The 23,002-nt window shown below is 64.9% G+C and carries 22 protein-coding genes; 7 read left to right on the plus strand and 15 right to left on the minus strand.

Annotation, left to right across the window (positions count from 1 at the left end):
• Positions 1-762: 762 nt before the first annotated feature.
• The 6 genes from rpmG to topA all read right to left on the minus strand — a co-directional run bounded on the left by rpmG (position 763) and on the right by topA (position 8,937).
• A complete protein-coding gene (rpmG, locus tag ABIB90_RS29915) occupies positions 763-930 on the minus strand; it encodes a 50S ribosomal protein L33 (protein ID WP_007603295.1) in 168 nt (55 codons plus the stop codon).
• Between the two features lie 124 nt (positions 931-1,054).
• A complete protein-coding gene (locus ABIB90_RS29920; RefSeq protein WP_354158374.1) occupies positions 1,055-2,380 on the minus strand; it encodes an LLM class flavin-dependent oxidoreductase in 1,326 nt (441 codons plus the stop codon).
• Positions 2,381-2,626: 246 nt separating this feature from the next.
• A complete protein-coding gene (locus tag ABIB90_RS29925; RefSeq protein ID WP_354158372.1) occupies positions 2,627-3,373 on the minus strand; it encodes an NUDIX hydrolase in 747 nt (248 codons plus the stop codon).
• A gap of 32 nt (positions 3,374-3,405) precedes the next feature.
• Positions 3,406-3,840, minus strand: a complete 435-nt coding sequence (locus ABIB90_RS29930) for a DUF983 domain-containing protein (protein ID WP_007603299.1) — start codon at positions 3,838-3,840, stop codon at positions 3,406-3,408.
• Entirely contained in the window at positions 3,834-6,188 is a 2,355-nt protein-coding gene (gene rnr, locus ABIB90_RS29935) for a ribonuclease R (protein ID WP_354201890.1), read from the minus strand. Before rnr ends, ABIB90_RS29930 begins: the two co-directional genes overlap by 7 nt.
• 7 nt (positions 6,189-6,195) lie before the next feature.
• Positions 6,196-8,937, minus strand: coding sequence for a type I DNA topoisomerase (gene topA, locus ABIB90_RS29940; RefSeq protein WP_354158368.1), 2,742 nt, complete (start codon positions 8,935-8,937; stop codon positions 6,196-6,198).
• 227 nt (positions 8,938-9,164) lie between these two features.
• Here topA and ABIB90_RS29945 point away from each other — a divergent pair, with 227 nt between their 5' ends.
• On the plus strand, positions 9,165-9,404 hold the full coding sequence (locus tag ABIB90_RS29945; RefSeq protein WP_007603303.1) for a hypothetical protein: 240 nt from the start codon (positions 9,165-9,167) through the stop codon (positions 9,402-9,404).
• Between the two features lie 186 nt (positions 9,405-9,590).
• Here the strand turns inward: ABIB90_RS29945 and ABIB90_RS29950 are convergent, their stop codons facing one another.
• The 3 genes from ABIB90_RS29950 to ABIB90_RS29965 all read right to left on the minus strand — a co-directional run bounded on the left by ABIB90_RS29950 (position 9,591) and on the right by ABIB90_RS29965 (position 12,199).
• Positions 9,591-10,241 (minus strand): DUF4145 domain-containing protein, encoded by a 651-nt coding sequence (locus tag ABIB90_RS29950; protein WP_354158367.1) that lies wholly within the window; start codon positions 10,239-10,241, stop codon positions 9,591-9,593.
• Positions 10,242-10,937: 696 nt separating this feature from the next.
• Complete coding sequence (locus ABIB90_RS29960; RefSeq protein ID WP_502916940.1) at positions 10,938-11,528, minus strand: flavodoxin family protein; 591 nt, start codon at positions 11,526-11,528, stop codon at positions 10,938-10,940.
• A gap of 200 nt (positions 11,529-11,728) precedes the next feature.
• Positions 11,729-12,199 (minus strand): winged helix-turn-helix transcriptional regulator, encoded by a 471-nt coding sequence (locus ABIB90_RS29965; protein ID WP_354158365.1) that lies wholly within the window; start codon positions 12,197-12,199, stop codon positions 11,729-11,731.
• A 121-nt stretch (positions 12,200-12,320) separates the two neighbouring features.
• Here ABIB90_RS29965 and ABIB90_RS29970 point away from each other — a divergent pair, with 121 nt between their 5' ends.
• Positions 12,321-13,094, plus strand: a complete 774-nt coding sequence (locus ABIB90_RS29970; RefSeq protein WP_219684745.1) for an SDR family oxidoreductase — start codon at positions 12,321-12,323, stop codon at positions 13,092-13,094.
• A gap of 178 nt (positions 13,095-13,272) precedes the next feature.
• Positions 13,273-13,455, plus strand: a complete 183-nt coding sequence (locus tag ABIB90_RS29975) for a hypothetical protein (protein WP_007603307.1) — start codon at positions 13,273-13,275, stop codon at positions 13,453-13,455.
• A gap of 72 nt (positions 13,456-13,527) precedes the next feature.
• Here the strand turns inward: ABIB90_RS29975 and ABIB90_RS29980 are convergent, their stop codons facing one another.
• Positions 13,528-14,136, minus strand: coding sequence for an FMN-dependent NADH-azoreductase (locus tag ABIB90_RS29980; RefSeq protein ID WP_354158362.1), 609 nt, complete (start codon positions 14,134-14,136; stop codon positions 13,528-13,530).
• An 83-nt stretch (positions 14,137-14,219) separates the two neighbouring features.
• Here ABIB90_RS29980 and ABIB90_RS29985 point away from each other — a divergent pair, with 83 nt between their 5' ends.
• On the plus strand, positions 14,220-14,630 hold the full coding sequence (locus ABIB90_RS29985; RefSeq protein ID WP_354158360.1) for a winged helix-turn-helix transcriptional regulator: 411 nt from the start codon (positions 14,220-14,222) through the stop codon (positions 14,628-14,630).
• Here the strand turns inward: ABIB90_RS29985 and dprA are convergent.
• Positions 14,627-15,775 carry a DNA-processing protein DprA gene (dprA, locus tag ABIB90_RS29990; RefSeq protein ID WP_354158358.1) on the minus strand — a complete coding sequence of 383 codons (1,149 nt, stop codon included), beginning with the start codon at positions 15,773-15,775 and terminating at the stop codon, positions 14,627-14,629. The genes ABIB90_RS29985 and dprA overlap by 4 nt on opposite strands.
• 83 nt (positions 15,776-15,858) lie before the next feature.
• On the opposite strand from dprA, the gene ABIB90_RS29995 reads away from it, so the two are divergent.
• Positions 15,859-17,103, plus strand: coding sequence for an amidase (locus ABIB90_RS29995; RefSeq protein ID WP_354158356.1), 1,245 nt, complete (start codon positions 15,859-15,861; stop codon positions 17,101-17,103).
• Here the strand turns inward: ABIB90_RS29995 and ABIB90_RS30000 are convergent.
• The 4 genes from ABIB90_RS30000 to ABIB90_RS30015 form a co-directional block, all read right to left on the minus strand.
• On the minus strand, positions 17,100-18,308 hold the full coding sequence (locus ABIB90_RS30000) for a patatin-like phospholipase family protein (RefSeq protein WP_354201891.1): 1,209 nt from the start codon (positions 18,306-18,308) through the stop codon (positions 17,100-17,102). The two genes, ABIB90_RS29995 and ABIB90_RS30000, sit on opposite strands and share 4 nt — an antisense overlap.
• Before the next feature lie 146 nt (positions 18,309-18,454).
• Positions 18,455-19,051, minus strand: coding sequence for a glycerol-3-phosphate 1-O-acyltransferase PlsY (gene plsY, locus ABIB90_RS30005; protein WP_007603313.1), 597 nt, complete (start codon positions 19,049-19,051; stop codon positions 18,455-18,457).
• A gap of 32 nt (positions 19,052-19,083) precedes the next feature.
• Positions 19,084-20,391, minus strand: coding sequence for a dihydroorotase (locus ABIB90_RS30010; RefSeq protein ID WP_007603314.1), 1,308 nt, complete (start codon positions 20,389-20,391; stop codon positions 19,084-19,086).
• The gene (locus ABIB90_RS30015) at positions 20,391-21,338 is read right to left on the minus strand and encodes an aspartate carbamoyltransferase catalytic subunit (RefSeq protein WP_007603315.1); all 948 of its coding nucleotides are present in this window, start codon (positions 21,336-21,338) and stop codon (positions 20,391-20,393) included. Before ABIB90_RS30015 ends, ABIB90_RS30010 begins: the two co-directional genes overlap by 1 nt.
• A gap of 504 nt (positions 21,339-21,842) precedes the next feature.
• On the opposite strand from ABIB90_RS30015, the gene ABIB90_RS30020 reads away from it, so the two are divergent.
• Complete coding sequence (locus ABIB90_RS30020; protein WP_354158351.1) at positions 21,843-22,088, plus strand: hypothetical protein; 246 nt, start codon at positions 21,843-21,845, stop codon at positions 22,086-22,088.
• A 143-nt stretch (positions 22,089-22,231) separates the two neighbouring features.
• A complete protein-coding gene (locus tag ABIB90_RS30025; RefSeq protein WP_051058558.1) occupies positions 22,232-22,984 on the plus strand; it encodes a M15 family metallopeptidase in 753 nt (250 codons plus the stop codon).
• Positions 22,985-23,002: the final 18 nt, after the last annotated feature.

Genomic DNA, 23,002 nt, shown 5'->3' on the forward strand with positions numbered 1-23,002 from the left:
GTGGGTGATGGTGTCTCGGCAGGTTGGCGAGAAAGGTCCGTAGTCGATGTTGCCGCCCGACAGGCTGCATCCCACCCAGGGATCCTTGCCGCTTGGGAAGCTTGATGCACAGCCTCCGTTGCAGCTGCTGGCGACTTTCTCCAGGCTGGCAATCCTCCCCATCACAGAACCTGGCGCGTACGAAGGCGTTCGCGCGGTTGACGTTGGAGCTGTTGACGCAGTCCGACGCGGCGCAATTGTGTTTGCTCCCCGCTCCGACACGTGCGGCCTTGCCACCTGTTTCGCCGCGTCGACCGTGACGGGAGGGAGTGTGGCGGCGGAGCCGGTTGGGATTTGCGACGCTGCCGGCGCGCACAGCAAGGCAGTTGACAAGACGGCGACGGCTGAAGGCACGACAAGGCTTGATGACAATCTCATGACCATCTCCTTCCAAATCCGGACGGAAATGCCGTTCCGGTAAGTGCACGGTAACATGCATTGGGGGGCGGGCAACCGGGGGTTGTTAAAATATCTGCTGATGACTCACCGCGCCGAGTTCAGCTCTCGTGCCCGGACGCAGCGCAGCGCTTCTTCAGCGGTGCGCTGCAGAGCCGGGGCCCATGTCTCCGCGGCGTGCCGTGTTGCATTCTGGGTCCCGTCTCTGCGCAGCAGCGTTGCACGCTGCAGCGCGTCCGGGACACGAGAGAGGAGGGTACAAAATGAAACGGGGCCCGAAAGGGCCCCGCAAAAGTCTTCAGCGTTCCGCGATCTTGCTTGATGATCTTACTTGATCTTGGCTTCGCGGAATTCGACGTGCTTGCGCGCGACGGGATCGTACTTCTTCTTGACCAGCTTGTCGGTCATGGTGCGCGAATTCTTCTTGGCGACGTAGTAGAAGCCGGTGTCGGCCGAGGACACGAGCTTGACCTTGATGGTGACCGCTTTGGCCATGTTCAGAACCTCAGGAATGAAGGGAATCTGGAGCCGGCCAAATGGCCCGCGTTGGCCGGCAACCTAGCCAGAAACGGCTTGATGTCAAGATTTTAGGGCTCGAAAAGCACTCAAATCGGGCCAATCAGGCCTCGAAGAACCGGTTTTTAGGCCGCGGCAGGCCCAGATTCTCCCTCAAAGTGGGCCCTTCATACTCTTTGCGGAAAATCCCGCGCCGCTGCAGCTCCGGCACGACCTTGTCGACGAAATCGTCGAGGCCGGCGGGCAGGAACGGGAACATGATGTTGAAGCCGTCGGAGCCGCGTCCGACCAGCCATTCCTCCATCTGGTCGGCGATGGTTTTGGCGGTGCCGACGAAGGATAGCCCGCCATAGCCGCCGACGCGTTGGGCGAGCTGGCGCACGGTGAGCTTGTCGCGGGCGGCGAGATCGACCATGCGCTGGCGGCCGCTCTTGCTGGCATTGGTCTCGGGGATTTCGGGAAGCGGTCCATCGGGATCGAAGCCGGAGGCATCGGTGCCGAGGATGACCGAGAGCGAGGCGATGGCGCTGTCGTAATGCACGCGGCTGTCGAGCAGCGCGCGCTTCTCCTTGGCCTCGTCGACGCTGTCGCCGACCACGACGAAGGCGCCGGGCAGGATCTTGAGGTGTTCGGGATCGCGGCCGACCTTCTCCATGCGGCCCTTGATGTCGGCATAGAGTTTCTGGCTGTCGGCAAGACTGCCGCCGCCGGTGAAGACGGCTTCCGCGGTCTCGGCGGCGAGCTGCCTGCCGTCGTCGGAGGCGCCGGCCTGCACGATTACCGGCCAGCCCTGGACGGGGCGGGCGATGTTGAGGGGACCGCGCACTTTCAGATATTTGCCGTGATGGTCGAGCACATGCATCTTGGCGGGATCGACGAACACGCCGCTTTCGACATCGCGCACGAAGGCGTCATCGGCAAAGGAATCCCACAGGCCGGTGACGACGTCGTAGAACTCGCGGGCACGCTTGTAGCGCTCGGCGTGCTCCATGTGGTCGTCGAGGCCGAAATTCAGCGCCGCGTCCGGGTTCGAGGTGGTGACGATGTTCCAGCCCGCACGGCCGCCGCTGAGATGGTCGAGCGAGGCGAAGCGCCGTGCGACGTGATAGGGCTCGTCGAACGTGGTCGAGCCCGTCGCAATCAGGCCGATCCGTTCGGTGACGGCCGAGAGCGCCGACAACAGCGTGAATGGTTCGAACGAGGTGACCGTGTGGCTGCGCTTCAGCGCATTGACCGGCATGTTCAAGACGGCGAGGTGATCGGCCATGAAGAAGGCGTCGAACTTGCCGGCCTCGAGCTTCTGGATCAGCGTCTTGATGTGGCCGAAGTTGAAATTGGCGTCCGGCCAGGCCCCGGGATAGCGCCAGGCGCCGGTGTGGATGCTGATCGGGCGCATGAACGCGCCAAGCTTGAGTTGCCGTTGTGCCATCGCCCGGTGTCCGTTCTTGGTGTCGTTCCGGAAGACATAGGCATGCCCAGGAACTCCGCCATCGGGGGAGGCGGGAAGATTATTTTGTTTTTCGATGCGCGCTCAGCACATTCGCGTCATTCCGGGGCGCCGCGTAGCGGCGAACCCGGAATCCATCGAGCAGCAAGGACGGTGATGAATGGATTCCGGGTTCGCGCTTCGCGCGTCCCGGAATGACGGAGGAGAGACGTGGGCCCGCGCGGCCAGTCAGCTCAAAATATCCTTCTGCATCTTGCCGCCATAGAAATGGAAGAACGGCACCGGCGCGTCATGGCGGAGCGGGCCGGCGGCAAGGCGCGCGTCGAGCTCGTTGAGCACGTTGCGCGTCATGGGATGCAGATCGGCGAGCGGCTTCGAGCCGAGCTCGACCCAGACCAATTCGACAAGCTCGGCATCGGCATGGATCACGCCGTCGACGCGATGGGCGATCGCGGAGGCGTCCGCCGTGAAGAAGCGCGTGTCGAACCGCTTGACGCGGCCGGGCGGGGTGATCGCGCGCGCGATCAGGAACAGGCTGGAGGGATCGGGCAGCAGGCCCGCATCCGCGAACGGCTTCCAGGGGCCTTCCAGTTTCGCTTTGCCTTCGGCCTTGCGCCCGAGGCAGAGGCCGGTCTCCTCGCAGGCCTCGCGGATCGCGGCAATCGCCAGCGACTTCGCGCGCGAGGCCGGAGTCTTCGGACTGCCCTTGGCGAGATTGGCTTCCAGCTCGGCGGTTACAGGCGCCGCGCACGGCACGCGAAAATCGTCCTTGTCGACGCGGCCGCCGGGGAAGACGAATTTTCCGGGCATGAACACCACCTTGTCGTGGCGCTTGCCGACAAGGACTTTTGGAATGGCTCCGCTGCGGTCGACCAGGATCAGTGTCGCGGCATCCTTCGGGCGGAAATAGGGATAATGGTCGGCTTCCTTGCCCTCGTGGATCTTCGCCTTTTCTGCCTGCGCAATATCCGTCATGTCCTCACCCAAACCACTTTTGCTTATTTTGCTTACACCGGCGGAATACCATCCGTCGGGTTCTCGTCAAACCCATGCATGCGCAGAGCCCATTGCAATCCGACCACGGCTCCCTTCACCGGCTGCAGCAGTGCGAGCGAGGCGACAAAGGTGAAGGGCAGATAGGCCGCGAAGCTGATCCAGACCGGTGTGGTGTAATTGGTCTCGATCCAGAGGATGCTGGGCACCACGATGTGACCAACGATGACGATGACGAGATAGGCGGGCAGATCGTCGGCCCGATGCGGCGTGAAATCGAGGCCGCAGACCGCGCAATTATCCGCCGTCTTCAGGAAGGCGCGGAACAGCTTTCCCTCACCGCAGCGCGGGCAGCGGCCGCGAAAGCCGCGCCTTATCGCAGCAAAGACGTCGCGCTTCTCGACGAGGCCGGTCTCGCGGGTCCAGATCTTCGGGGCTGTGCTCACCATGCCTTACCCTTCTGACCCTTGCCCTTGCTTTGTCCTTTGGCTTTTTTCCCCTTGCCGGGCTTCTTCGGCTTGTCCGGCTTGCGCTTCTTGTCGGGACTGCGCCCCGGATGCGCCTTGAACGAGGGGCGGCGTTGCGGACCGGAGGACCTGCGGTGCCGCGGCGCGGTCTCACCCGTCGATGACAGCAGCTCGAAGCGCAGGGCGCCTGCGATGGGAGCTGCTTCGATCAGGCGGACGTCGACGACGTCACCGAGCTGATGCATGGTGCCGCTGCGGGTGCCGACGAGGGCGTGGCGGCCCTCGTCATAGTTGAAATATTCCGTGCCGAGGGATCGGATCGGGATCAGGCCGTCGGCGCCGGTCTCGGCGAGCTTGACGAACAGGCCGGCGCGCGTGACGCCGGAGACGCGGCCCTGGAAGCTCGAACCGATGCGGTCGGCGAGGTGATGGGCGATCAGGCGGTCGACGGTCTCGCGCTCCGCCTTCATCGCCCGCCGCTCGGTCACCGAGATGTGGGCTGCGACCTCGCCGAGAGTTTCCGGCGTCTCGGTGTCGGGCAGTGCGCCTTCGCCGAGACCGAGCGCGCGAACCAGCGCACGGTGCACGACGAGGTCGGCATAGCGGCGGATCGGCGAGGTGAAATGCGCATAGCGGCGCAAATTCAGGCCGAAATGACCGTAATTCTCCGAGGAGTATTCGGCCTGTGCCTGGGCGCGCAGCACGACCTCGCTGACCAGCGGAAAGTGGTCGTGGCCTTCGAGCTGCGCCAGCACGCGGTTGAACAGAGCGGGGCGCAACGCGCCTGATTTCGCGAAGGGAACGTCCAGCGTCTCCAGGAATTCCGCGAGCGCGTGGACCTTTTCCAGGGTCGGCTCGTCATGCACGCGGTAGATCAGCGGCAGCGACTTCTTCTCCAGCATTTCGGCTGCCGCGACATTGGCGAGGATCATGAACTCCTCGATCAATTTGTGCGCGTCGAGCCTGTCGGGCACGACGACGCGGTCGACCGTGCCGTCGCTCTTCAACAGGATCTTGCGCTCGGGCAGATCGAGATTGAGCGGATCGCGCTCGTCTCGCGCGCGCTTGACGCAGGCATAGGCGGCATAAAGCGGCCGCAGGATCGGATCGAGCAGGGGGCCGGTGGTGTCGTCCGGCCGGCCGTCGATCGCGGCCTGCGCCTGGGCGTAGCTCAGCTTGGCTGCGGAGCGCATCAGGATACGATGGAAGCTGTGCGAGCGCTTGCGCCCGTCGGGGGCGATGATCATCCGCACCGCGAGCGCGCCGCGCGGCTCGCCCGGCACCAGCGAGCACAGATTGTTGGAGATGCGCTCGGGCAGCATCGGCACGACGCGGTCGGGGAAATAGACCGAGTTGCCGCGGTCGAGCGCGTCGCGGTCGAGCGCGGTGCCCGGCCGTACGTAGAAGCTCACGTCGGCGATGGCGACATCGACGATGAAGCCGCCTCTGTTGTTGGGATCGGGATCCGGCTGCGCGTGCACCGCGTCGTCGTGATCCTTGGCATCCGGCGGATCGATGGTGACCAGCGGGACGTCGCGCCAGTCCTCGCGCCCCTTCAGATTGGCCGGCTCCGCCGCTTCGGCCTCGCGCTCCGCCGCGGGGCGGAATTGCAGCGGGATGTCGTGCGCGTAGATCGCGATCAGGCTGATCGCCTTCTCCGACTTAACCGAGCCGAGCTTCTCCTTGACGCGGCCCGACGCCAGCCCAAAGCCGCGCGAGCGGATGATGTCGACGCTGACGAGATCGCCGTCCTGCGCACCGTGCATCTCGGTCGCGGCGATGTTCAGTTCGCGGTCGGCGGACTTCTTGTCGACGGGGATGATTCGCCCGCCGCCTTCGGGCAGGCTGCGGAAGACGCCGAGGATGCGGCTCTTGGTCTTGTCGAAGACCTTGATGATGTGGCCGCGATAGGCCGGGCCATCGGTCTCATCCGAGCGCTCGACCCGCAGCAGCGCGCGATCGCCGACGCCGGCCGCGGTGCCGGGCTTGGGCCGGCGCGGCATCGTGATGAGGATCTTTGGCGGTTCGCCGCTTTCGACTTCGTCCCATTCAGTGGGGGAGGCGACCAGCTCGCCGTCGGCGTCTCGGCCGGTGATGTCGGCGACCAGCGTCGGCGGCAGGCTGTCCGGCTCTGAAATCGTATGGCGCTTTTTCTTGACGAGCCCGTCGTCGGCGAGCTCGCGCAGCATGCGCTTGAGCTCGATGCGGTCGGCGTTCTTCAGGCCGAACTCGCGCGCAATTTCGCGGGTTCCGACCTTTCCGGGATTTGCCTTGATGAAGGCGACGATGGCTGCCCTGTCGGGAAAGCCACGGTCATTCTTGCGTTTCACTTAACCTCTATTTGGTGCCGGCACTTTTCTTGGCCGGAGCTTTGGCGCCAGCTGCCTTGGTCGGCGACGTTTTGGCCGTCGACGACACGGCGGCGCGCGCCTTGCTGGTGGATTCGGATTTGGGTTTGGCCGCCTTCTTCGCGGCCGGCTTTTTGGTTGGCGCGGCGTCATCGCCGTCGGCGGCCTTCGCCGCAGCCTTCTTGGCCTTGGCGGGCTTGGCCGCCTTCTTCGGCTTCTTGCCGCCGCCCTTGGCCGCGCGCTCGTCGATCAGCGCGATCGCCTGCGGCAGCGTGATGGCATCTTTCTCGATGTCGCTCGGGATCGTGGCATTGACGCCGCCCGCCGTGACATAGGCGCCGTAGCGGCCGCCCTTCACCGTGACGGTGCCGAGGGTGGGATGATCGCCGATCGCCTTGCCGGGATCGGCGCCGAAGCGGCGGCTCGGGCCCTTGGCGATCTTCTCCGCGATCAGCGTCACCGCCCGGTTGATGCCGATGTCGAACACTTCGTCGCCGGCCTCGAGGCTGGCATAGGTCTTCTCGTGCTTCACGAACGGCCCGAAGCGGCCGAGGCCCGCGGTGATCGGTTCGCCGGTTTCCGGGTGCTTGCCGATCTCGCGTGGCAGCGACAGCAGCTTGAGCGCAAGGTCGAGCTCGACATCTCCAGGGGAAGTCCCCTTCGGAATGCCCGCGCGCTTCGGCTTCTCGCCCTCCGCATAATCCTTCTGCTCGCCGAGCTGAATGTAGGGCCCGAAACGGCCGGCCTTGACCCAGACATCGCGACCCGTATCAGGGTCCTGGCCGAGCGAACGATCGGCGCTGGCCTCGCCATCGGCGGCGAGCTGACGGGTGTAACGGCATTCCGGATAGTTCGAGCAGCCGACGAAGGCGCCGAACTTGCCGGCCTTGAGATTGAGCCGTCCGTTGCCGCAGCTCGGGCATTGCCTGATGTCGCCGCCATCGGTGCGCGCCGGATAGATGTGCTGGCCCAGCATCTCGTCGAGCACGTCGAGCACCTGGGCTACGCGCAGATCCTTGATCTCGTCGACCGCGCCGATGAAGCCGGTCCAGAAATCCTTCAGCACCTGCTGCCAGGAAATCTCGTTGTTGGAGACGCGGTCGAGCTGCTCTTCCAGATTGGCGGTGAAGTCGTATTCGACGTAGCGGGCAAAGAAGCTTTCGAGGAACGCGACCACGACGCGGCCCTTGTCCTCGCCGTGCAGGCGCTTCTTCTCGAGCTTGACGTAGCCGCGGTCCTTGAGCACCTGGAGGATCGAGGCATAGGTGGAGGGCCGGCCGATGCCGAGCTCTTCCATGCGCTTGACCAGCGAGGCCTCGGAGAAGCGCGGCGGCGGCTCGGTGAAGTGCTGGGTGACGGCGAGCGACTGCCGCTTCAGCGCGTCGTTGGGGCTCATCGCGGGCAGGCGGCGGGAGTCCTCGTCCTCCTCGTCGTCGCGGCCTTCCTGATAGAGTGCGAGGAAGCCGTCGAACTTGACGACCTGGCCGGTGGCGCGCAGGTCCAGCGTACGGCCGCCAACCTTCGCCGTGATGTCGACCGTGGTGCGTTCCAGCTCGGCCGATTCCATCTGGCTCGCGATGGTGCGCTTCCAGATCAGTTCATACAGCCTCGCCTGGTCGGACTCGAGCTTGCGGCTCATGCTGTCGGGACGGCGGGACATGTCGGTCGGCCGGATCGCTTCGTGGGCTTCCTGGGCGTTCTTGGCCTTGGCCTGGTACTGGCGCGGCGTGTCCGGCACATAGGCGTTGCCGTAATCCTCACCGATCACCTTGCGTGCCTGGGTGATCGCGGACGGATCGATCTGCACGCCGTCGGTACGCATATAAGTAATGAGTCCGGTGGTCTCGCCGCCGATGTCGATGCCTTCATAGAGCCGCTGCGCGATGCGCATGGTATGCGCCGGCGCAAACCCGTATTTGCGGCTGGCTTCCTGCTGCAGCGTCGAGGTGGTGAAGGGCGCCTGCGGATTGCGCCGCGCCGGCTTGGCATCGACAGAGGTCACGGCGTAGCTGGCGGCTTCCAGCGCCTTCTTGAAGTCTTCGGCTTCCGCGCCGGTGCCGATGTCGAGCCGCTGGATCTTCTTGCCGTCGGCGCCGACGAGACGTGCCTCGAAGGCGTCGCCGCGCGGCGTCAGCAGGGTCGCGATCAGCGACCAGTATTCGCGCGCAACGAACTTTTCGATCTCGAGCTCGCGGTCGCAGACCAGCCGCAGCGCCACCGACTGCACGCGGCCCGCCGAGCGGGCGCCCGGCAGCTTGCGCCACAGAACGGGGGAGAGGGTGAAGCCGACCAGATAGTCCAGCGCGCGGCGCGCCATATAGGCGTCGACCAGCGCACCGTCGATCTGGCGCGGATGCTTCATGGCGTCCGTGACCGCCTGCTTGGTGATGGCGTTGAACACCACGCGCTCGATCTTGTGGTCCTTGAGCGCGCGCTTCTCTTTCAGGACCTCCAGCACGTGCCAGGAGATGGCCTCGCCCTCGCGATCAGGGTCGGTGGCGAGAATCAGGCGATCGGCGTTCTTGAGGGACTTGGCAATGTCGTTGAGCCGGCCGGCCGCCTTGGGATCGATCTCCCAGATCATCTTGAAATTGGCGTCGGGATCGACGGAGCCGTTCTTCGCCGGCAAGTCCCGGACATGGCCGAACGAGGCCAGAACCTCGTAGGACGAGCCCAAATACTTGTTGATCGTCTTGGCTTTCGCCGGCGACTCCACAATGACGATATTCATGTAGTTCCAGTAACTTATGGGGAAAATTGGGGCCGAATTCGATGAGATTCGGGTCGGCCCTTTCGTCCCGAACATGGGTGGTGAGGCCCTCGCTGTCAAATCGAGGGGTGTTGAAAGCCACCCAGATGGGGAAAGTTTCATATCGAGAAAGTTGCAAAATACCACCTTTGAGTTGCGGCCGATGTCGGCGTAATGTTTCTACGGGGCATGGATTCGGGTGGGGGCTGGTGACTAAGCCAGGAAAGAAACGGGCCGGCGCCGCATCGCGCGCGGCGGGAGGCTCGCGTCACGAGGAACCGGGGGAGGGCGGCGTCGAGGAGGCGGTCGCCTTCATCGCCGAGCAGGTCGGGGCGCTGCGCAAGCTGGCCGAGCGGCACAAGCTCGACGTGCTGCATTATCTCCTGGGAATGACCAAGCTGGAGGCCGACGAGCATCTGCGGCTGCGGAGCAAGCGCAAGCTGTCGTGAGGGGGGAGTTGGACCCGTCATCCTGAGGCGCGAGTGGCGCGATGCGAAGCATCGCGCCGGGAGCCCCGAAGGATGAGCGACCCCGCTGAACGCAGGCTGGTCTCTACATCGCGTGCGCCACGCAACCGTCTTACGGAGTGCCCATTGTCCTGCTCGACGAGCCACGTCCGCGCGAGCGGGCGCAACCTATTTCGCGGGCTCGTCCGGCTTGGGCCGGCGAGCCAGGACCAGGGCTGGAAGCGAGAACAGGTAGCGCATCACCATCTCGGTGATGTTGCGCAGGTCGGTCAACTCCTTGCGGGTGGGCGGCTCGTCCTCATGTGCAGCTTCGTTGCCGAGATCGCGGACGTGATCCGCCCATTCGGCGATATCGGCCGTGAGCTTGCCTGCGGCCGCGAGCTTCTTGATGCGCACGGCGAGAACTCCCTTGGTCTCTGAGTCGATCTTCTTCAAGCCGACGTCGAGTGCCTTCCGGTACATCGTGCCGGCGGGTTCCTCGTTTCCCTGGATCGGGAAATTGCGCTCGGCCTGCAGATAGATGCGCTCTATGTCCGTCGGCAGAGCTTCGGGAATGTTTGGGCCTGGCACAGGCGGCCAAAATTGCTCGACTTGCCAGCCATGATTGGTCAGGTCCACCTGATGGCTGTCCCAATGGGATGGTTCGAGTTTGTTGTGGCCGTTTGGCTTCAGAATGACACAGGACGGCTTGTTGCATTTTGGGCAATCGAGATGCGCGCTGAATTTGCCGCTGTGGGGTGGTGTGGCCATTCCAAGACGCGCGCGCAGCGCAATGTGCTCGGTGAGGCAGTGCGGGCACTTATGGGTGAACGTCGCCATGTCAATCGAATCCAAAATGCAGGGAGCCGAGCGCGACATACGGATTGCGCTGCGCTCGAAGGACGCAATGGCGGCGAGGATATCCTTTTACGAGATGCGACCGGAAGCGGAAAAGCTAGACTTCGTGGCCGCCCTGATCAGTCGAGTCGTCGACTCGGATGCGGTCCGGTGCATTATTGTGCTTGCCAGCTGGTCGCATAGGGGTACGGGGTGGTTCCGATACCGCCGGCGTACATCAGGCCCTAAGTCAAGCGGGGCAAGAATGACGCGATCGACGCAGCGGCGATCTGCGAAGCGATGTCGCGACCGAATATGCACTTCGTGCCGATCAAGAGTGCCGACCAGCAAGCCATTCTGATGCTGCACAAGATCCGCGAACTGCTGGTGCAGGCGAAGGCGAATGCTGTCGTGAGGGGGCCCTATCGGTTCCGTCATCCTGAGGTGCGAGTGGCGCGATGCCAAGCGTCGCGCCGGGAACCTCGAAGGATGAGCGGCCCCGGGCTGTCGCCCTTCGAGGGCCGCTGAAGAAGCGTCCACCTCAGGGTGACGGTGAGAGATTGGAGCTCGCTGCACCAAAGTCGTCATTGCGAGCGCAGCGAAGCAATCCAGAATTCTACCGCGGAAAGACTCTGGATTGCTTCCGCCTTCGCTAAAGCTTCGGCGGGCAAGTCGCTACGCTCGCAATGACGGGTGAGGTTAGCCGTTGCGGCTTGCCATTTTGGCCAATCGCTGACCCAGATATTCGGCCGTGCTGAGGTCGGTCTGAGGCAAGGCGCTGTCGACCAGATGTGTCGCAAGGCCAAGCTGGCTGCCCAAACGATTGCGGCCACTCGGATCCTCCCCACCCGGAATATCCAGTCCGCACCAGAGCATGCCGTGCTGCGCGGCCAGAATGGAAAAGTAGGTCAGTGTGTGGAGTTGATCGCCGCCAGCGCATGCGCCCGTCGTGAATCCGGCTGCGAACTTGTTGGCCCATTGTTGCCGGCTCCATCGATCACTTGAAGCATCGGCAAACGCTTTGAATTGAGCGGCTGGTCCGCCCATATAGGTCGGGCTGCCAAATGCAACTGCGTCGGCGCGGTCGATCGTCTCCAGTAAGCTCTCATTCTGGAAGCGGCCTGACACGATGTCGCCGCCGGTGATGCGACAGAGCGTGACCCGCGCCCTGCCATCCGCTCCGCGCGCAACCGCATGCGCCAGCTTCTCGGTGGTGCCGGAGATGGAAAAATAGACAATGGCGAGCAGGGGCATGGTGGTGCCACTTTGGTGGACCTCGCCATCCTTCACGCTGGCGATGTCTTGTACAAGTCCCGCCGCGCCACACTCGCTCTCCCTCCGGAGTCGTCCTGGCGAAGGCCAGGACCCATACCGCGAGGTCTATTGACCTGAGCGCGGTGGGAATTCCGGGTGACACGTCTTCGCCAAACCCTCCTTGGGGTAATGGGTCCTGGCTTTCGCCAGGACGACGTTGGAGAGACAGCGCGCCTCTATCCCGCCGACCGCCGTCGCGGCGCCGGCCGCGGCTTCAGCGTGGTATCGGCTTGCGCAAGCAGTCGCCCGTCCTCTGCGCGCAGTTCGAGCTTCTTCACCGGGCGGCCTTTCTCGCGATCGACCAGGATGGTCGCGATCTCCGACGGGCGATCGTCGAATTCCTCGCTCCATTGGCGCAGCGCTACCAACACCGGGAAGGCGCCGCGGCCCTTCGGCGTCAGCACATATTCCTCGTAAGGGCTGCCGTCGGAGGCGGGGGCGGTCGCCAGAATACCGTGATCGACCAGCGAACGCAGTCGCGCCGAGAGAATGTTCTTGGCCATGCCGAGCTTGCTCTGAAACTCGCCGAAGCGGCGCAGGCCGAACAGCGCCTCGCGGATGATCAGCAGGGACCACCGGTCGCCGATCGCTTCCAGCGAGCGTGCAATCGGGCAGGCGTCGCCCTCGAAGCTCGTTCGTTTCACCATGGTCGGGTCCTTTCGCGATCGCACGGTCCAGTCGCCGTTCACGCGCTCGTGTGGTTGCATATTAAAACCAGATAGCCTAGATGGCAATCATAGTTTTATGATGCAACCACTGGAGGCGAACGTGAGACTGAAGAACAAGACGGCCCTGATCACCGGCGGCAATAGCGGCATTGGACTGGCAACGGCAAAGCTGTTCGTGGCCGAGGGCGCCAAAGTGGTGATCACCGGGCGCAACAAGGAGACGCTCGAGGCGGCCGCGAACGAGCTCGGGCCGAACGCGCTCGCGCTGACCGCCGACGCCACCGACATTGCCGCGACCGAAGCTGCGATCAAGAAGGGCGCCGGAAAGTTCGGCAAGTTCGACGTCGTGTTCGCCAATGCCGGCATCGCCGGCGGTACGCCGCTGGGGTCGGCCACGCTGGAGGTCTTCGAGAAGGTCATCAGCACCAATCTGACCGGCGTGTTCTTCACCGTGCAGTCCGCGCTGCCTTATCTCAACGACAACGCTTCGATCATCCTCAGCGGGTCGGTGATCTCCGTGCTCGGCATTCCCGGCTATTCGGCGTATGGCGCCGCCAAGGCCGGCGTGCGGGCGATGGCGCGGATCATGGCATCTGAACTGTCGCCGCGCGGCATTCGTGTCAACGTGGTCGCGCCGGGTGCGATCCGCACACCGATCTGGGGACCTGCGACCGCAACACCGGAAGCCGAGAAGGCGTTCGAGAAGCGGATCGCGCTGACGACGCCGCTGGGGCGCATTGGTGAAACAGATCACGTCGCGAAGACCGTGCTGTTCCTCGCCTCCGACGATTCCGCCCATGTGCAGGGCGAGGAAATCTTCGTCGACGGCGGCGCGGTTGCCTCGCCGAGCGGCGCGCCGATCTATCGCGGCTGATCAATCTTGGTGCAAATTGAATCGGTCGGCGCAGCGGCGAGTGGTTGCGCCGGCCGGTTCCCACGTCTCGCGAGCTGTATTTTCTGAACCTTGCGTGAGGCGTTGAACCTTCGCTTGCGCTGCCAAGACACTTTTACGGGCAGGGGGTCACGAAGACTCATTTTCAAGGGAGCCCGATATGCCAAAGGCAGCTCGTATTACTTCCCCGATTTCAGCACCGCGTATTTACACCGAAAACTCCACCATTCCCGCCAAGCGTTCCGACACCTCCGAGTTCATCGGGGTCGCTCTTTTCTCAGGCATCGGCCTGTTCGTTTCCCTCGTCGCCGTCATCCTCGGCATTCAGGGCTCCTGGTTTTAGCTTCGCCGATCGCGCACCGGTCGATCAGCCGCCGCAGGCAATGTTGCGGCGGCTGATGATGTGGGCGTTGCCTCAGGCCGCGCGCAGGCTGGTTGCCGCCTCAAGCGCGCTTGCGAGCGACTTCTCGCGATGCTCCGGCCCGACCTGGATGCCGTCGGCGGTGATGAATTCGGGATCATGGATGCCCATGAAACCGAACACGCCGCGCAGATAGCTTTCGAGGTGCTCCAGCGATGCGGCGGGCGTGCCCGCGCCGTAATAGCCCCCGCGCGAGATCGCGAAGATCACGCGCTTGCCGCCGGCAAGGCCCTGTGGGCCATTGGCGCCGTAGCTGAACGTCTTCCCCGCCACCAGGACGCGGTCGATCCAGGCCTTGAGCTGGCTCGGAATGGTGAAATTGTACATGGGCGCGCCGATCACGACGATGTCCGCCGCAAGAAACTCGTCCAGCGCGGCCTTGCTGGCGGCGAGGTCGGGGCCGAGTTCCGCCGGCGCAGGCGCGCCTTGCGCGGCCGCCAGATGCGAGCCGGAGAGATGGGCGAGCGGGCTCTGCGTCAGGTCGCGATACACGAGGTCGAGCGATGGCGTCGCCTTCCGCAGACGGTCGACGATGGCGGCGGAGACCTGCCGGGAAACGGAGTGGGGGCCGAGCACGCTGGAGTCGAGATGGAGGAGTTTCATTCGGGATCACCCTGGTATAAGTTTGTAACCAGAGCTACATGAGTGACTATCGAAATCCCCGCAAGAACGCACCTTTTTGAGCCATGGGCACATCCCTGAAACCTGCGCACATCGATTTGCCTGCCACACCGATGCCGGATCGCGACCACGCCGACTGCCGTGGCGTCGCCTCGATCCTCGCGCGCGTCGGCGACAAATGGAGCGTGTTCGTCATCATGATGCTGAGCGATGGGCCCAAGCGCTTCAACGAGCTCAAGCGCATGATCAACGGCATCTCGCAGCGGATGCTGACCCTGACGCTGCGCGGGCTCGAGCGTGACGGCCTGGTCACGCGCACGATCTTCCCGACCATTCCGCCGCGCGTGGATTACGAGCTGACCGATCTTGGCCGCGGATTGCAACAGCCGGTGAAGGCACTCGGCGAATGGGCGATCACGCATCAGGAGCAGATCGCCTCGGCGCGCACGCGCTTCGACAAGCGGAATACTTCTTAAAGCAGCGAGACCAAGCCACCGCCGTGGCGTTCGAGCCGGCCGGCGAGCTCGAGTTCCAAGAGCACGGTGCGCACGATGGCAGGCGAGGCGCCGGACATCCGCACGAGATCGTCGATCGTGACAGGGGCAGGGCCGAGCAGGCCGGTGATCTGGTCGCGGTCGTGTCCTTGCGGATCGCTTTCGAACGGCTCGCTGTCGGGCTCGCTCGCGCTGCGCATCAGCGGCCGCTCCATGATCGGCGCGACCGCGTTGACGACGTCGGCGGCTTCGGTGACGAGCGTCGCACCCTGCTTGATCAGATCGTTGGTGCCGGCGGCGCGCGGATCGAGCGGCGAGCCCGGCACCGCGAACACTTCGCGCCCTTGTTCGGCCGCCATGCGCGCGGTGATCAGCGAGCCCGAGCGGTGCGCCGCCTCCACCACGACCACACCAAGCGCGGCGCCCGAGATCAGCCGGTTGCGGCGGGGGAAGTCGCGGGCGCGCGGCTCGTGGCCGAGCGGCATCTCGGAGATCGCAGCACCCTTGCGGTCGAGGATCGCTGCGAGCAAATCGCCATGCTCCGGCGGATAGATGCAGTCATGTCCGCCGGCGAGCACGGCGATGGTGCCGCTCTCGACGCTGGCGCGGTGCGCGGCCTGGTCGACGCCGCGGGCGAGGCCGGAGATGACGACAAAGCCGGCCTCGCCGAGCTCGCGGGCGAGCTGACCGGCGAATTTCAAGCCTGCACCAGAGGCGTTGCGCGAGCCGACGATCGCGATCATCGGCCGCATCAGCGTGGCATTGTCGCCGCGCACGGCGAGCAGCGGCGGCGCATCGTCGAGCGTTGCCAGCCGCGCCGGATAGCCGTCCTCGCCGGGCGCGAGCCAGGCAATTCCAAACTTGCGGCTCGCGGCGAGCTCGGCCTTCGCCTCCTCGGCGCTACAGATGCGCGCAGATCGCTGCGCACCGCCGCGGCGTGCGAGATCCGGCAGCCGCTCCAGCGCCGCGCGCGCCGTGCCGAAATGATCGACCAGCGAGCGGAAAGTGCGCGGCCCGACATTGTCGGACCGGATCAGCCGCAGGCGGTCGATCCTGTCGGCCTCGGTCAGCTCTACGCTGGGATTGATGGCGTCCCGGCAGCTCCTTGCAGGCGCAGCATGGAACAACCTGAGGGCGTGGGCAACAGCTGCGCACGCTTGCGCGGCCTTGCCCCGATGCTAAAAGCGATCCCAATAAGAAGGGTATTGCCATGATCTCACTCGCCGACGTCCAGCGCCGCATCGAAGCGGGCGAGCTTTCGCCCGAGGCCGCCATCGCGCAATCGCATGCGGCCATCGAGGCCAGGGAGCAGGAGGTCCACGCGTTCGTCCGTCACGACAAGTTGGCGAAGGCGCAAGGCGCCGGGCCGCTGCGCGGCATCGCGGTCGGGATCAAGGACATCATCGACACCGCCGATTTTCCGACCGAGATGGGATCATCGATGTATCGCGGCTGGCAGCCGCGCGCGGACGCGCCTGTGGTGATGATGCTGAAGCGGGCAGGCGCCACAATCATCGGCAAGACCACGACCACGGCGTTCGCCTCGCGCGATCCGACCCCGACGCTCAATCCGCACAATCTCGGCCATACGCCAGGCGGCTCGTCCTCGGGCTCGGCCGCGGCCGTCGGTGCGGGCATGATCCCGCTGGCACTGGGCACCCAGACCGGCGGCTCGGTGATCCGGCCTGCGGCCTATTGCGGCACCGCCGCGATCAAGCCGTCGTTCCGGATGCTGCCGACGGTCGGCGTCAAATGCTATTCGTGGGCGCTCGACACGGTCGGCCTGTTCGGCGCGCGCGCGGAAGATCTCGCGCGCGGACTGCTGGCGATGACCGGCCGCACCGAATTCGCCGGCATCGTCCCGGCGAAGGCGCCGCGCATCGGCGTTATCAGGCAGGAGTTCGCTGGCGACGTGGAGCCGGCCGCCGAGGAGGGGCTGCAAGCCGCGATCAAGGCGGCGACGCGGGCCGGCGCCAGCGTGCAGACTATCGATCTGCCGGAAGCGGTGCAGGAGGCCTGGCGCATCCATCCGATTATTCAGGACTTCGAGGCGCATCGCGCGCTCGCCTGGGAATTTTCCGAACGGCACGACGAGATCGCGCCGATGCTGCGCGCCAGTCTCGATGCGACGGTCGGTCTCACACCCAAGGACTATGACGACGCACGCCGGGTCAGCCGCCGCGGTCGCCGCGAGCTTGGCGAGTTGTTCGAGGGGTTCGACGTGCTGCTGACCTATTCGGCGCCGGGCACGCCGCCGGCCAAGGAGCTCGCGAGCACCGGCGACCCCCGCTACAACCGGCTCTGGACGCTGATGGGCAACCCTTGCGTCAACGTGCCGGTGCTCAAGGCCAATGGCCTGCCGATCGGCGTGCAGGTGATCGCGCGCTTCGGCAACGACGCGCATGCGCTGGCGACGGCGTGGTTCCTGGAGCAGGCGCTGGCGAGATCAGGCTAGGCAGGTTCGAGGGCAACGATGCGCTGGCCGGATGCGGCCGGCGCTGCGCTGTGGTCGGTACCTTGCTTGAGCCAGCGCCCGGCGGCCTCGCGGCCGCTGCGGTGAAGCGCGCGAATGAAACCGCGGCCGAGATCGGTGGACGAGCGCTGCGCCAGGCCGTCGACGAAATCTTCCGCGGCGATCCTGGAGAGCCGCAGCGACGATGCGGCCTGCGATTGCGCCCATTCCATCGCCGCGATCTCGGCATTGAGGGCGGCGTTGGCCGCGATCTGGTCCAGCCTGCGGTCGATCGCGGCGAGCGTGATCGGCACGTAGCTGTCACGCGCTGGCGTGACCTGGACCAGCAGGATTTCGGTGCTCGTCGTGTCCTGCACGAGCCGCAGCAGGGGCGGATTGCCGCCGAGGCCGCCGTCCCAATAAGCCTCGCCGTCGATCTCCACCGCGCAATGAACCAAGGGTGGGCAGGTCGAGGCCAGCGCGACGTCGGCCGTGATGGCGTCATTGCGGAAGATCTGCTGCTGCCCATCGCGGATCCGGGTCGCCGCGATCAGAAGCTTAGGGCAGCTGGGGTCGCGCAAGGCGGAAAAGTTGATGTCGCGCGACAGCGCCTGCCGCAGCGGATCGAGATCGAACGGATCGAACTGGCCGGAGCGTAGCGTCGGGCCGAACGCGACCGAGCTTCCCGCCGGCGAGAAACCGCCGATCAGCATCAGCGATCGGAACGAGGCCTCGTGCATCAGCCGGATCCAGAATCGGTTCAGCCGCGCGCGCGCGCCTTCGCGGCCGCCCTCGGCGAAACCGGAAGCGAGCAGCAGCGCGTTGATCGCGCCGGCACTGGCGCCGCTGATGGTGTCGATCGCGATCGGTGGCTCTTCCAGCAGCCGCTCTAGCACGCCCCAAGTGAAAGCGGCGAAGGTGCCGCCGCCCTGGAGCGCTAGCGACAATTTTTGCGGCGGCCATGGGTTGGCGCGGGGCCGCGCGGACGCAACTGGCGCCGCTGCGGTCACGGCCTCGACAGTCAGAGGAGCTTGCGCGATGCGAGCAGGCTGCGGCGTCGGTGGCGAAACGGGCACAGGCTTGGGAGCAGGAACCGGCGAGGGCGCACTAGACCAGATATTCGTCGTCGAGAGCAGCCGGCTTGCCGCGGTGCAGGTAGCACCTCGCAAATCGCCATCCTCTTGCGCGCTGACAATCTTCTCGCTCATTCTGAGCAACCGCGTAGAGCCATGCCCACGATCAGGGCCAAGGCCTGGAACCCGTTCGTCCATACAGCCGTGATTCGGCTGCAAGTTGCGAACACCATTTGCGATATAATGCAGAAGGGGTGCCGCGGTATCCGTGGTTTCCCGGCTTATGCCTTCTCGCCGATCCGGCTTTCCTTGCCCGATTGCAGCCGCTTGATGTTCTCGCGATGAGCGTAGAACAGCAGCAGCGTCAGCACCGCCGCCAGTGCGGCGAGTGCGGGCTGGCCGAACCACAACAGGAACAGCGGGGTGATGAACGAGGCCACCAGGGCCGAGAGCGAGGAATAGCGGGCGGTAAAGGCGGTCGCCAACCAGAGCAGGCAGAACACCAGTGCGGCCGGCCAGAACAGCCCGAGCATGATGCCGATATAGACGGCGACACCCTTGCCGCCGCGGAATTTGAGCCAGACCGGGAAGAGATGGCCGAGGAAGGCACCGAGCCCGGCCAGCATCGCGGCATTGGGACCGGCGATGTAGCCGGCGATTACCACCGCCACGGTGCCCTTGAGCGCATCGAACAGCAGGGTCGCGGCGGCAAGGCCCTTGCGCCCCGTGCGCAGCACGTTGGTGGCGCCGATGCTGCCGGAGCCGATCGAGCGGATATCCTGTGTGCCGCCGAGTTTCGTCAGGATCAACCCGAACGGAATCGAGCCGAGCAGGTAGCCAATGACGAAAGCCACCGGCAGGAACAATTCAAGCGTCATGTCTGCAAATTCCCTGGCTGCAGCTCCGCACGTCAGACATGCTCGTACACGGTCCGTCCGCCGACAATGGTGCGCACCACGCGGCCTGTAAAGCGGGCCTCGTCGAAAGGCGTGTTCTTGCAGGGCGATTTGAGATCGGCGGGATCGACCACCCAGGGCACATCGGGGTCGATCACGATGACGTCGGCGGGGCTGCCTGTGCGCAGGGTTCCGCCAGGCAATCCCAAAATCTCGGCCGGCCGGGTCGACATCGCCCGGATCAGCGTCTTGAGGTCCAACTCGTCATTGTGCACGAGGCGCAGGCCCGCCGGGAGCATGGTCTCGAGCCCGATGGCGCCGGGGGCTGCTTCCGCGAAGGGCAGGCGCTTGACCTCGACGTCCTGCGGATTGTGGTCGGACATGATGACGTCGACGAGGCCGGAGGCGACGGCGGCGACCAGCGCGCGGCGGTCGTCCTCGGTGCGCAGCGGCGGCGACAGCTTCAGGAACGAACGGTAAGGGCCGATGTCGTTCTCGTTCAGCGCAAGGTGGTTGATCGAGGCCGAGGCGGTCACGGCGAGGCCGGCGTCGCGGGCGCGCTTGAGCACGTCGAGCGACTCGATGCAGGTCAGCGAGGCCGCGTGATAGCGGCCGCCTGTCAGCGCGACCAGGCGCATGTCGCGCTCCAGCATCACGGCCTCCGCCGCGTTCGGGATGCCCATCAGGCCGAGCCTCGAGGCGAATTCGCCCTCGTTCATCACGCCTTCGCCGACGAGATCGCGATCCTCGGTGTAGTGCACGATCAGCGCGTCGAAATCGCGCGCGTAGGTCAAGGCGCGGCGCATCACCTGCGCATTGATCACGCTTTTGTCGCAGTCGCTGAAGGCGATCGCGCCGGCTGCCTTGAGGAGGCCGAACTCGGTCATCTCCTCGCCGTGCATGCCCTTCGTCAGCGCCGCCATCGGCTGGATGTTGACGATCGCGGTGTCACGGGCGCGACGCATCACGAAGTCGACGGTCGCCGAGTTGTCGATCACCGGCAAGGTATCAGGCTGGCAGATGATGGTGGTGATGCCGCCGGTCGCAGCCGCCTGGCTCGCGGAGGCAAAGGTCTCGCGATGGCTGAAGCCGGGCTCGCCGACGAAGGCGCGCATGTCGATCAGGCCGGGTGCGACGATCTTGCCGGCGCAGTTGACGACATCGGTGCCCTCGGGGACGCCGGCAGCGCCAATGCCGCGGCGGGTCTCGCGGATGATGCCGTCGGCAATCAGGACGTCGCCGGGGCCATCGAAATCCCGGGAGGGGTCGACGACGCGGGCATTGGCGAGCAGGATGGGTCGGCGGTCGGTCAACATGAGCATCACGCGTTCGGCAGGTTGCGGGCGAGCGCTTCCAGCACCGCCATGCGCACGGCCACGCCCATTTCCACCTGTTCGCGGATCAGGGACTGCGCGCCGTCAGCGACCGCAGTGTCGATCTCGACGCCGCGGTTCATGGGGCCGGGATGCATGACGAGGGCGTCTGGCTTGGCGTAGGCGAGCTTCTTCTGGTCCAGCCCGAAATAATGGAAATACTCGGAGGTCGACGGCACGAAGGAGCCGTTCATGCGCTCGCGCTGGAGCCGCAACATCATGACGATGTCGGCGCCGTTGAGCCCCTCGCGCATGTCGCGCGCGACCTCGACGCCCATCCGCTCGATGCCGGGCGGCAGCAGCGTGGAGGGGCCGACGACGCGGACGCGGGCGCCCATCGCGTTGAGCAGGATGATGTTGGAGCGGGCGACGCGCGAATGCAGCACGTCGCCGCAGATTGCGACCACGAGGCCCTCGAGCCGGCCCTTGTTGCGGCGGATGGTCAGCGCGTCGAGCAGCGCTTGAGTCGGATGCTCATGCGCGCCGTCGCCGGCATTGATCACGGAACCGTCGACCTTGCGGGCCAGCAGTTCCACCGCGCCGGAGGCGTGATGGCGCACCACCAGGATATCCGGGTGCATGGCGTTGAGCGTCATGGCGGTGTCGACCAGCGTCTCGCCCTTTTTGATGGACGAGGAGGACACCGACATGTTCATGACGTCGGCGCCCAGCCGTTTGCCGGCGAGCTCGAACGAGGATTGGGTCCGGGTGGAGGCCTCGAAGAAGAGGTTTACCTGCGTCCGTCCACGCAGGACGGTGCGCTTCTTGTCAACCTGGCGGTTGAGCTCGACATATTCTTCGGACAGGTCGAGGAGGCCGGTGATGTCGGCCGCGGAAAGGCCCTCGATGCCCAGCAAATGCCGGTGACCGAGGACGAAGGTCGATTTCGATGTCATTAAAGCGAGAGCTATAGGCGGGGATGACCGGGGGGGCAAGGGCCAATGCCGGGGCGGGGAGTTATCCCCCGATCTGTACCTCGTCGTCAGTCCAAGGCGAGGCGAAGCAAGAGCAGCGCAATCGGCAAATCCGGAGTGCCATCGCACGCCGGTGACCTGCCGAGGCAGTTATGGCCCAAGCAGGATGGCCCTGTATTTCGATCCTGAGGCCCTACATCTTTTGGCTTTCTCGGATATGTTCAGCAATCCAAAAGCGAGCTGGATACGCAATCAATGACGTCCGACGATATCCGCAACGAACACCTCAAGCTCATTTGCCAACTGGCTCAATACATTGGCTGCAGCCATCATGACGGCCGGAACCTTCGTGCCCGCGGCTCAGTTCATCTTCAACATTCTGCCGCCAGGCACGGACAACGGTCTATTGATTGGGATCGGTGCGGTTTGCGTCGTGTTCGGTTTCGCCGTACACTTGGCTGGACACGTTTTCCTGGGAGGTCTCCGATGACCACCAACCAAGTGATCGCCTTGCTTTTCCCGGTAGGGGTCACGGTAGGTGCCGTGCTTACGGGATGGCTGGCGAAGAAACTCTGGGTGGATCGCAAGCCGGAGATCGTCGGTTCAACCCACGTTGACGAGGACATTCTCTCGGCCCTGGGCGAGGCGGAGCGTGCGATCCAGAAAGCCGATAAAGGCATGCGGGTAAAGGCTTCAGAACCTCTACCGAGGCATCTCTCGCCGCAGCCGTAGGCCAGATCGAGCGAAACGCAGCGTGGTTCGCCGAATTGGTCAAGTTTCATCGGTTCAATGACGCCAGCGTTCGCGCGATCGAGCCACGTGACTTCGAGTTCGCTCTTGTGCTCGCGTCCGAGACTGGGGGAGTTCGAACGCTTTTGGCCAAATCGATTCTGACTGCGCTTGTTGCAATTCTGTCGACCTCATACGTTCACGCCCAATCGCTCCCGGGCGGTTTCGTCTATTTGCACGACATCGATCCCAGCATCATCCAGGACATCCGCTACGCCACCTCGAACAATTTCGTCGGCCGTCCGCTCGCCGGCTACGGCGCGGGCGAATGCGTGGTGAAGCGGGAGGTTGGCCTGCGGCTGAAAGCGGTGCAGCAGGAACTGGCGGCGCAAAATCTCTCCCTGAAGATGTTCGACTGCTACCGGCCGGCGCGGGCCTCGCTCGACATGGTCAGGTGGTCGCAGAACGGCCACGAGACGGCCGCCGAGCGGCGCTACAATCCCAAAATTCCCAAGACCGAGCTGTTCCGCCTCGGCTACATCGCAAGCCGCTCGCAGCATTCGACGGGGGCGGCGCTCGATCTCACGCTGGTCGATCTCAAGGCGGACAATTCAGGCAAATACGACCCGTCAAAGGCCTACGCTGATTGCACGGCGCCGGTCGAGGCGCGACTGCCGGAGGGCAGCGTCGACATGGGCACCGGCTATGACTGCACCGACGTGAAAGGGCACACCGCCGGGCCGACGATCAGTCCGGATCAGCGCGCCTGGCGCAAGCGGCTGGTGGCTGCGATGGCGAGGCAAGGCTTTGTGAACTATGCGAAGGAGTGGTGGCACTTTTCACTGCCGGGGGCGGGAGGGGCGGCCTATGATTTCCCGATCCAGCCGCGGCGGAACTGATTCCGCGCCGAGGACACG

The sequence above is a fragment of the Bradyrhizobium sp. JR4.1 genome, assembly GCF_040548605.1.
Lineage (GTDB): Bacteria > Pseudomonadota > Alphaproteobacteria > Rhizobiales > Xanthobacteraceae > Bradyrhizobium > Bradyrhizobium canariense.

What these genes read in the sequence shown, in the direction of transcription:
- plsY (WP_007603313.1), bottom strand. Translation starts at nt 19,051, where the DNA reads ATGACGCTTGAATTGTTCCTGCCGGTGGCTTTCGTCATTGGCTACCTG.
- ABIB90_RS29950 (WP_354158367.1), bottom strand. Translation starts at nt 10,241, where the DNA reads ATGGCGACGTTCACCCATAAGTGCCCGCACTGCCTCACCGAGCACATT.
- ABIB90_RS30010 (WP_007603314.1), bottom strand. Translation starts at nt 20,391, where the DNA reads ATGCTCATGTTGACCGACCGCCGACCCATCCTGCTCGCCAATGCCCGC.
- ABIB90_RS29995 (WP_354158356.1), top strand. Translation starts at nt 15,859, where the DNA reads ATGATCTCACTCGCCGACGTCCAGCGCCGCATCGAAGCGGGCGAGCTT.
- ABIB90_RS30015 (WP_007603315.1), bottom strand. Translation starts at nt 21,338, where the DNA reads ATGACATCGAAATCGACCTTCGTCCTCGGTCACCGGCATTTGCTGGGC.
- topA (WP_354158368.1), bottom strand. Translation starts at nt 8,937, where the DNA reads ATGAATATCGTCATTGTGGAGTCGCCGGCGAAAGCCAAGACGATCAAC.
- ABIB90_RS30000 (WP_354201891.1), bottom strand. Translation starts at nt 18,308, where the DNA reads ATGAGCGAGAAGATTGTCAGCGCGCAAGAGGATGGCGATTTGCGAGGT.
- ABIB90_RS29985 (WP_354158360.1), top strand. Translation starts at nt 14,220, where the DNA reads ATGGGCACATCCCTGAAACCTGCGCACATCGATTTGCCTGCCACACCG.
- rpmG (WP_007603295.1), bottom strand. Translation starts at nt 930, where the DNA reads ATGGCCAAAGCGGTCACCATCAAGGTCAAGCTCGTGTCCTCGGCCGAC.
- ABIB90_RS29925 (WP_354158372.1), bottom strand. Translation starts at nt 3,373, where the DNA reads ATGACGGATATTGCGCAGGCAGAAAAGGCGAAGATCCACGAGGGCAAG.
- ABIB90_RS29980 (WP_354158362.1), bottom strand. Translation starts at nt 14,136, where the DNA reads ATGAAACTCCTCCATCTCGACTCCAGCGTGCTCGGCCCCCACTCCGTT.
- ABIB90_RS29975 (WP_007603307.1), top strand. Translation starts at nt 13,273, where the DNA reads ATGCCAAAGGCAGCTCGTATTACTTCCCCGATTTCAGCACCGCGTATT.
- ABIB90_RS29930 (WP_007603299.1), bottom strand. Translation starts at nt 3,840, where the DNA reads ATGGTGAGCACAGCCCCGAAGATCTGGACCCGCGAGACCGGCCTCGTC.
- ABIB90_RS30020 (WP_354158351.1), top strand. Translation starts at nt 21,843, where the DNA reads ATGACCACCAACCAAGTGATCGCCTTGCTTTTCCCGGTAGGGGTCACG.
- ABIB90_RS29965 (WP_354158365.1), bottom strand. Translation starts at nt 12,199, where the DNA reads ATGGTGAAACGAACGAGCTTCGAGGGCGACGCCTGCCCGATTGCACGC.
- ABIB90_RS29920 (WP_354158374.1), bottom strand. Translation starts at nt 2,380, where the DNA reads ATGGCACAACGGCAACTCAAGCTTGGCGCGTTCATGCGCCCGATCAGC.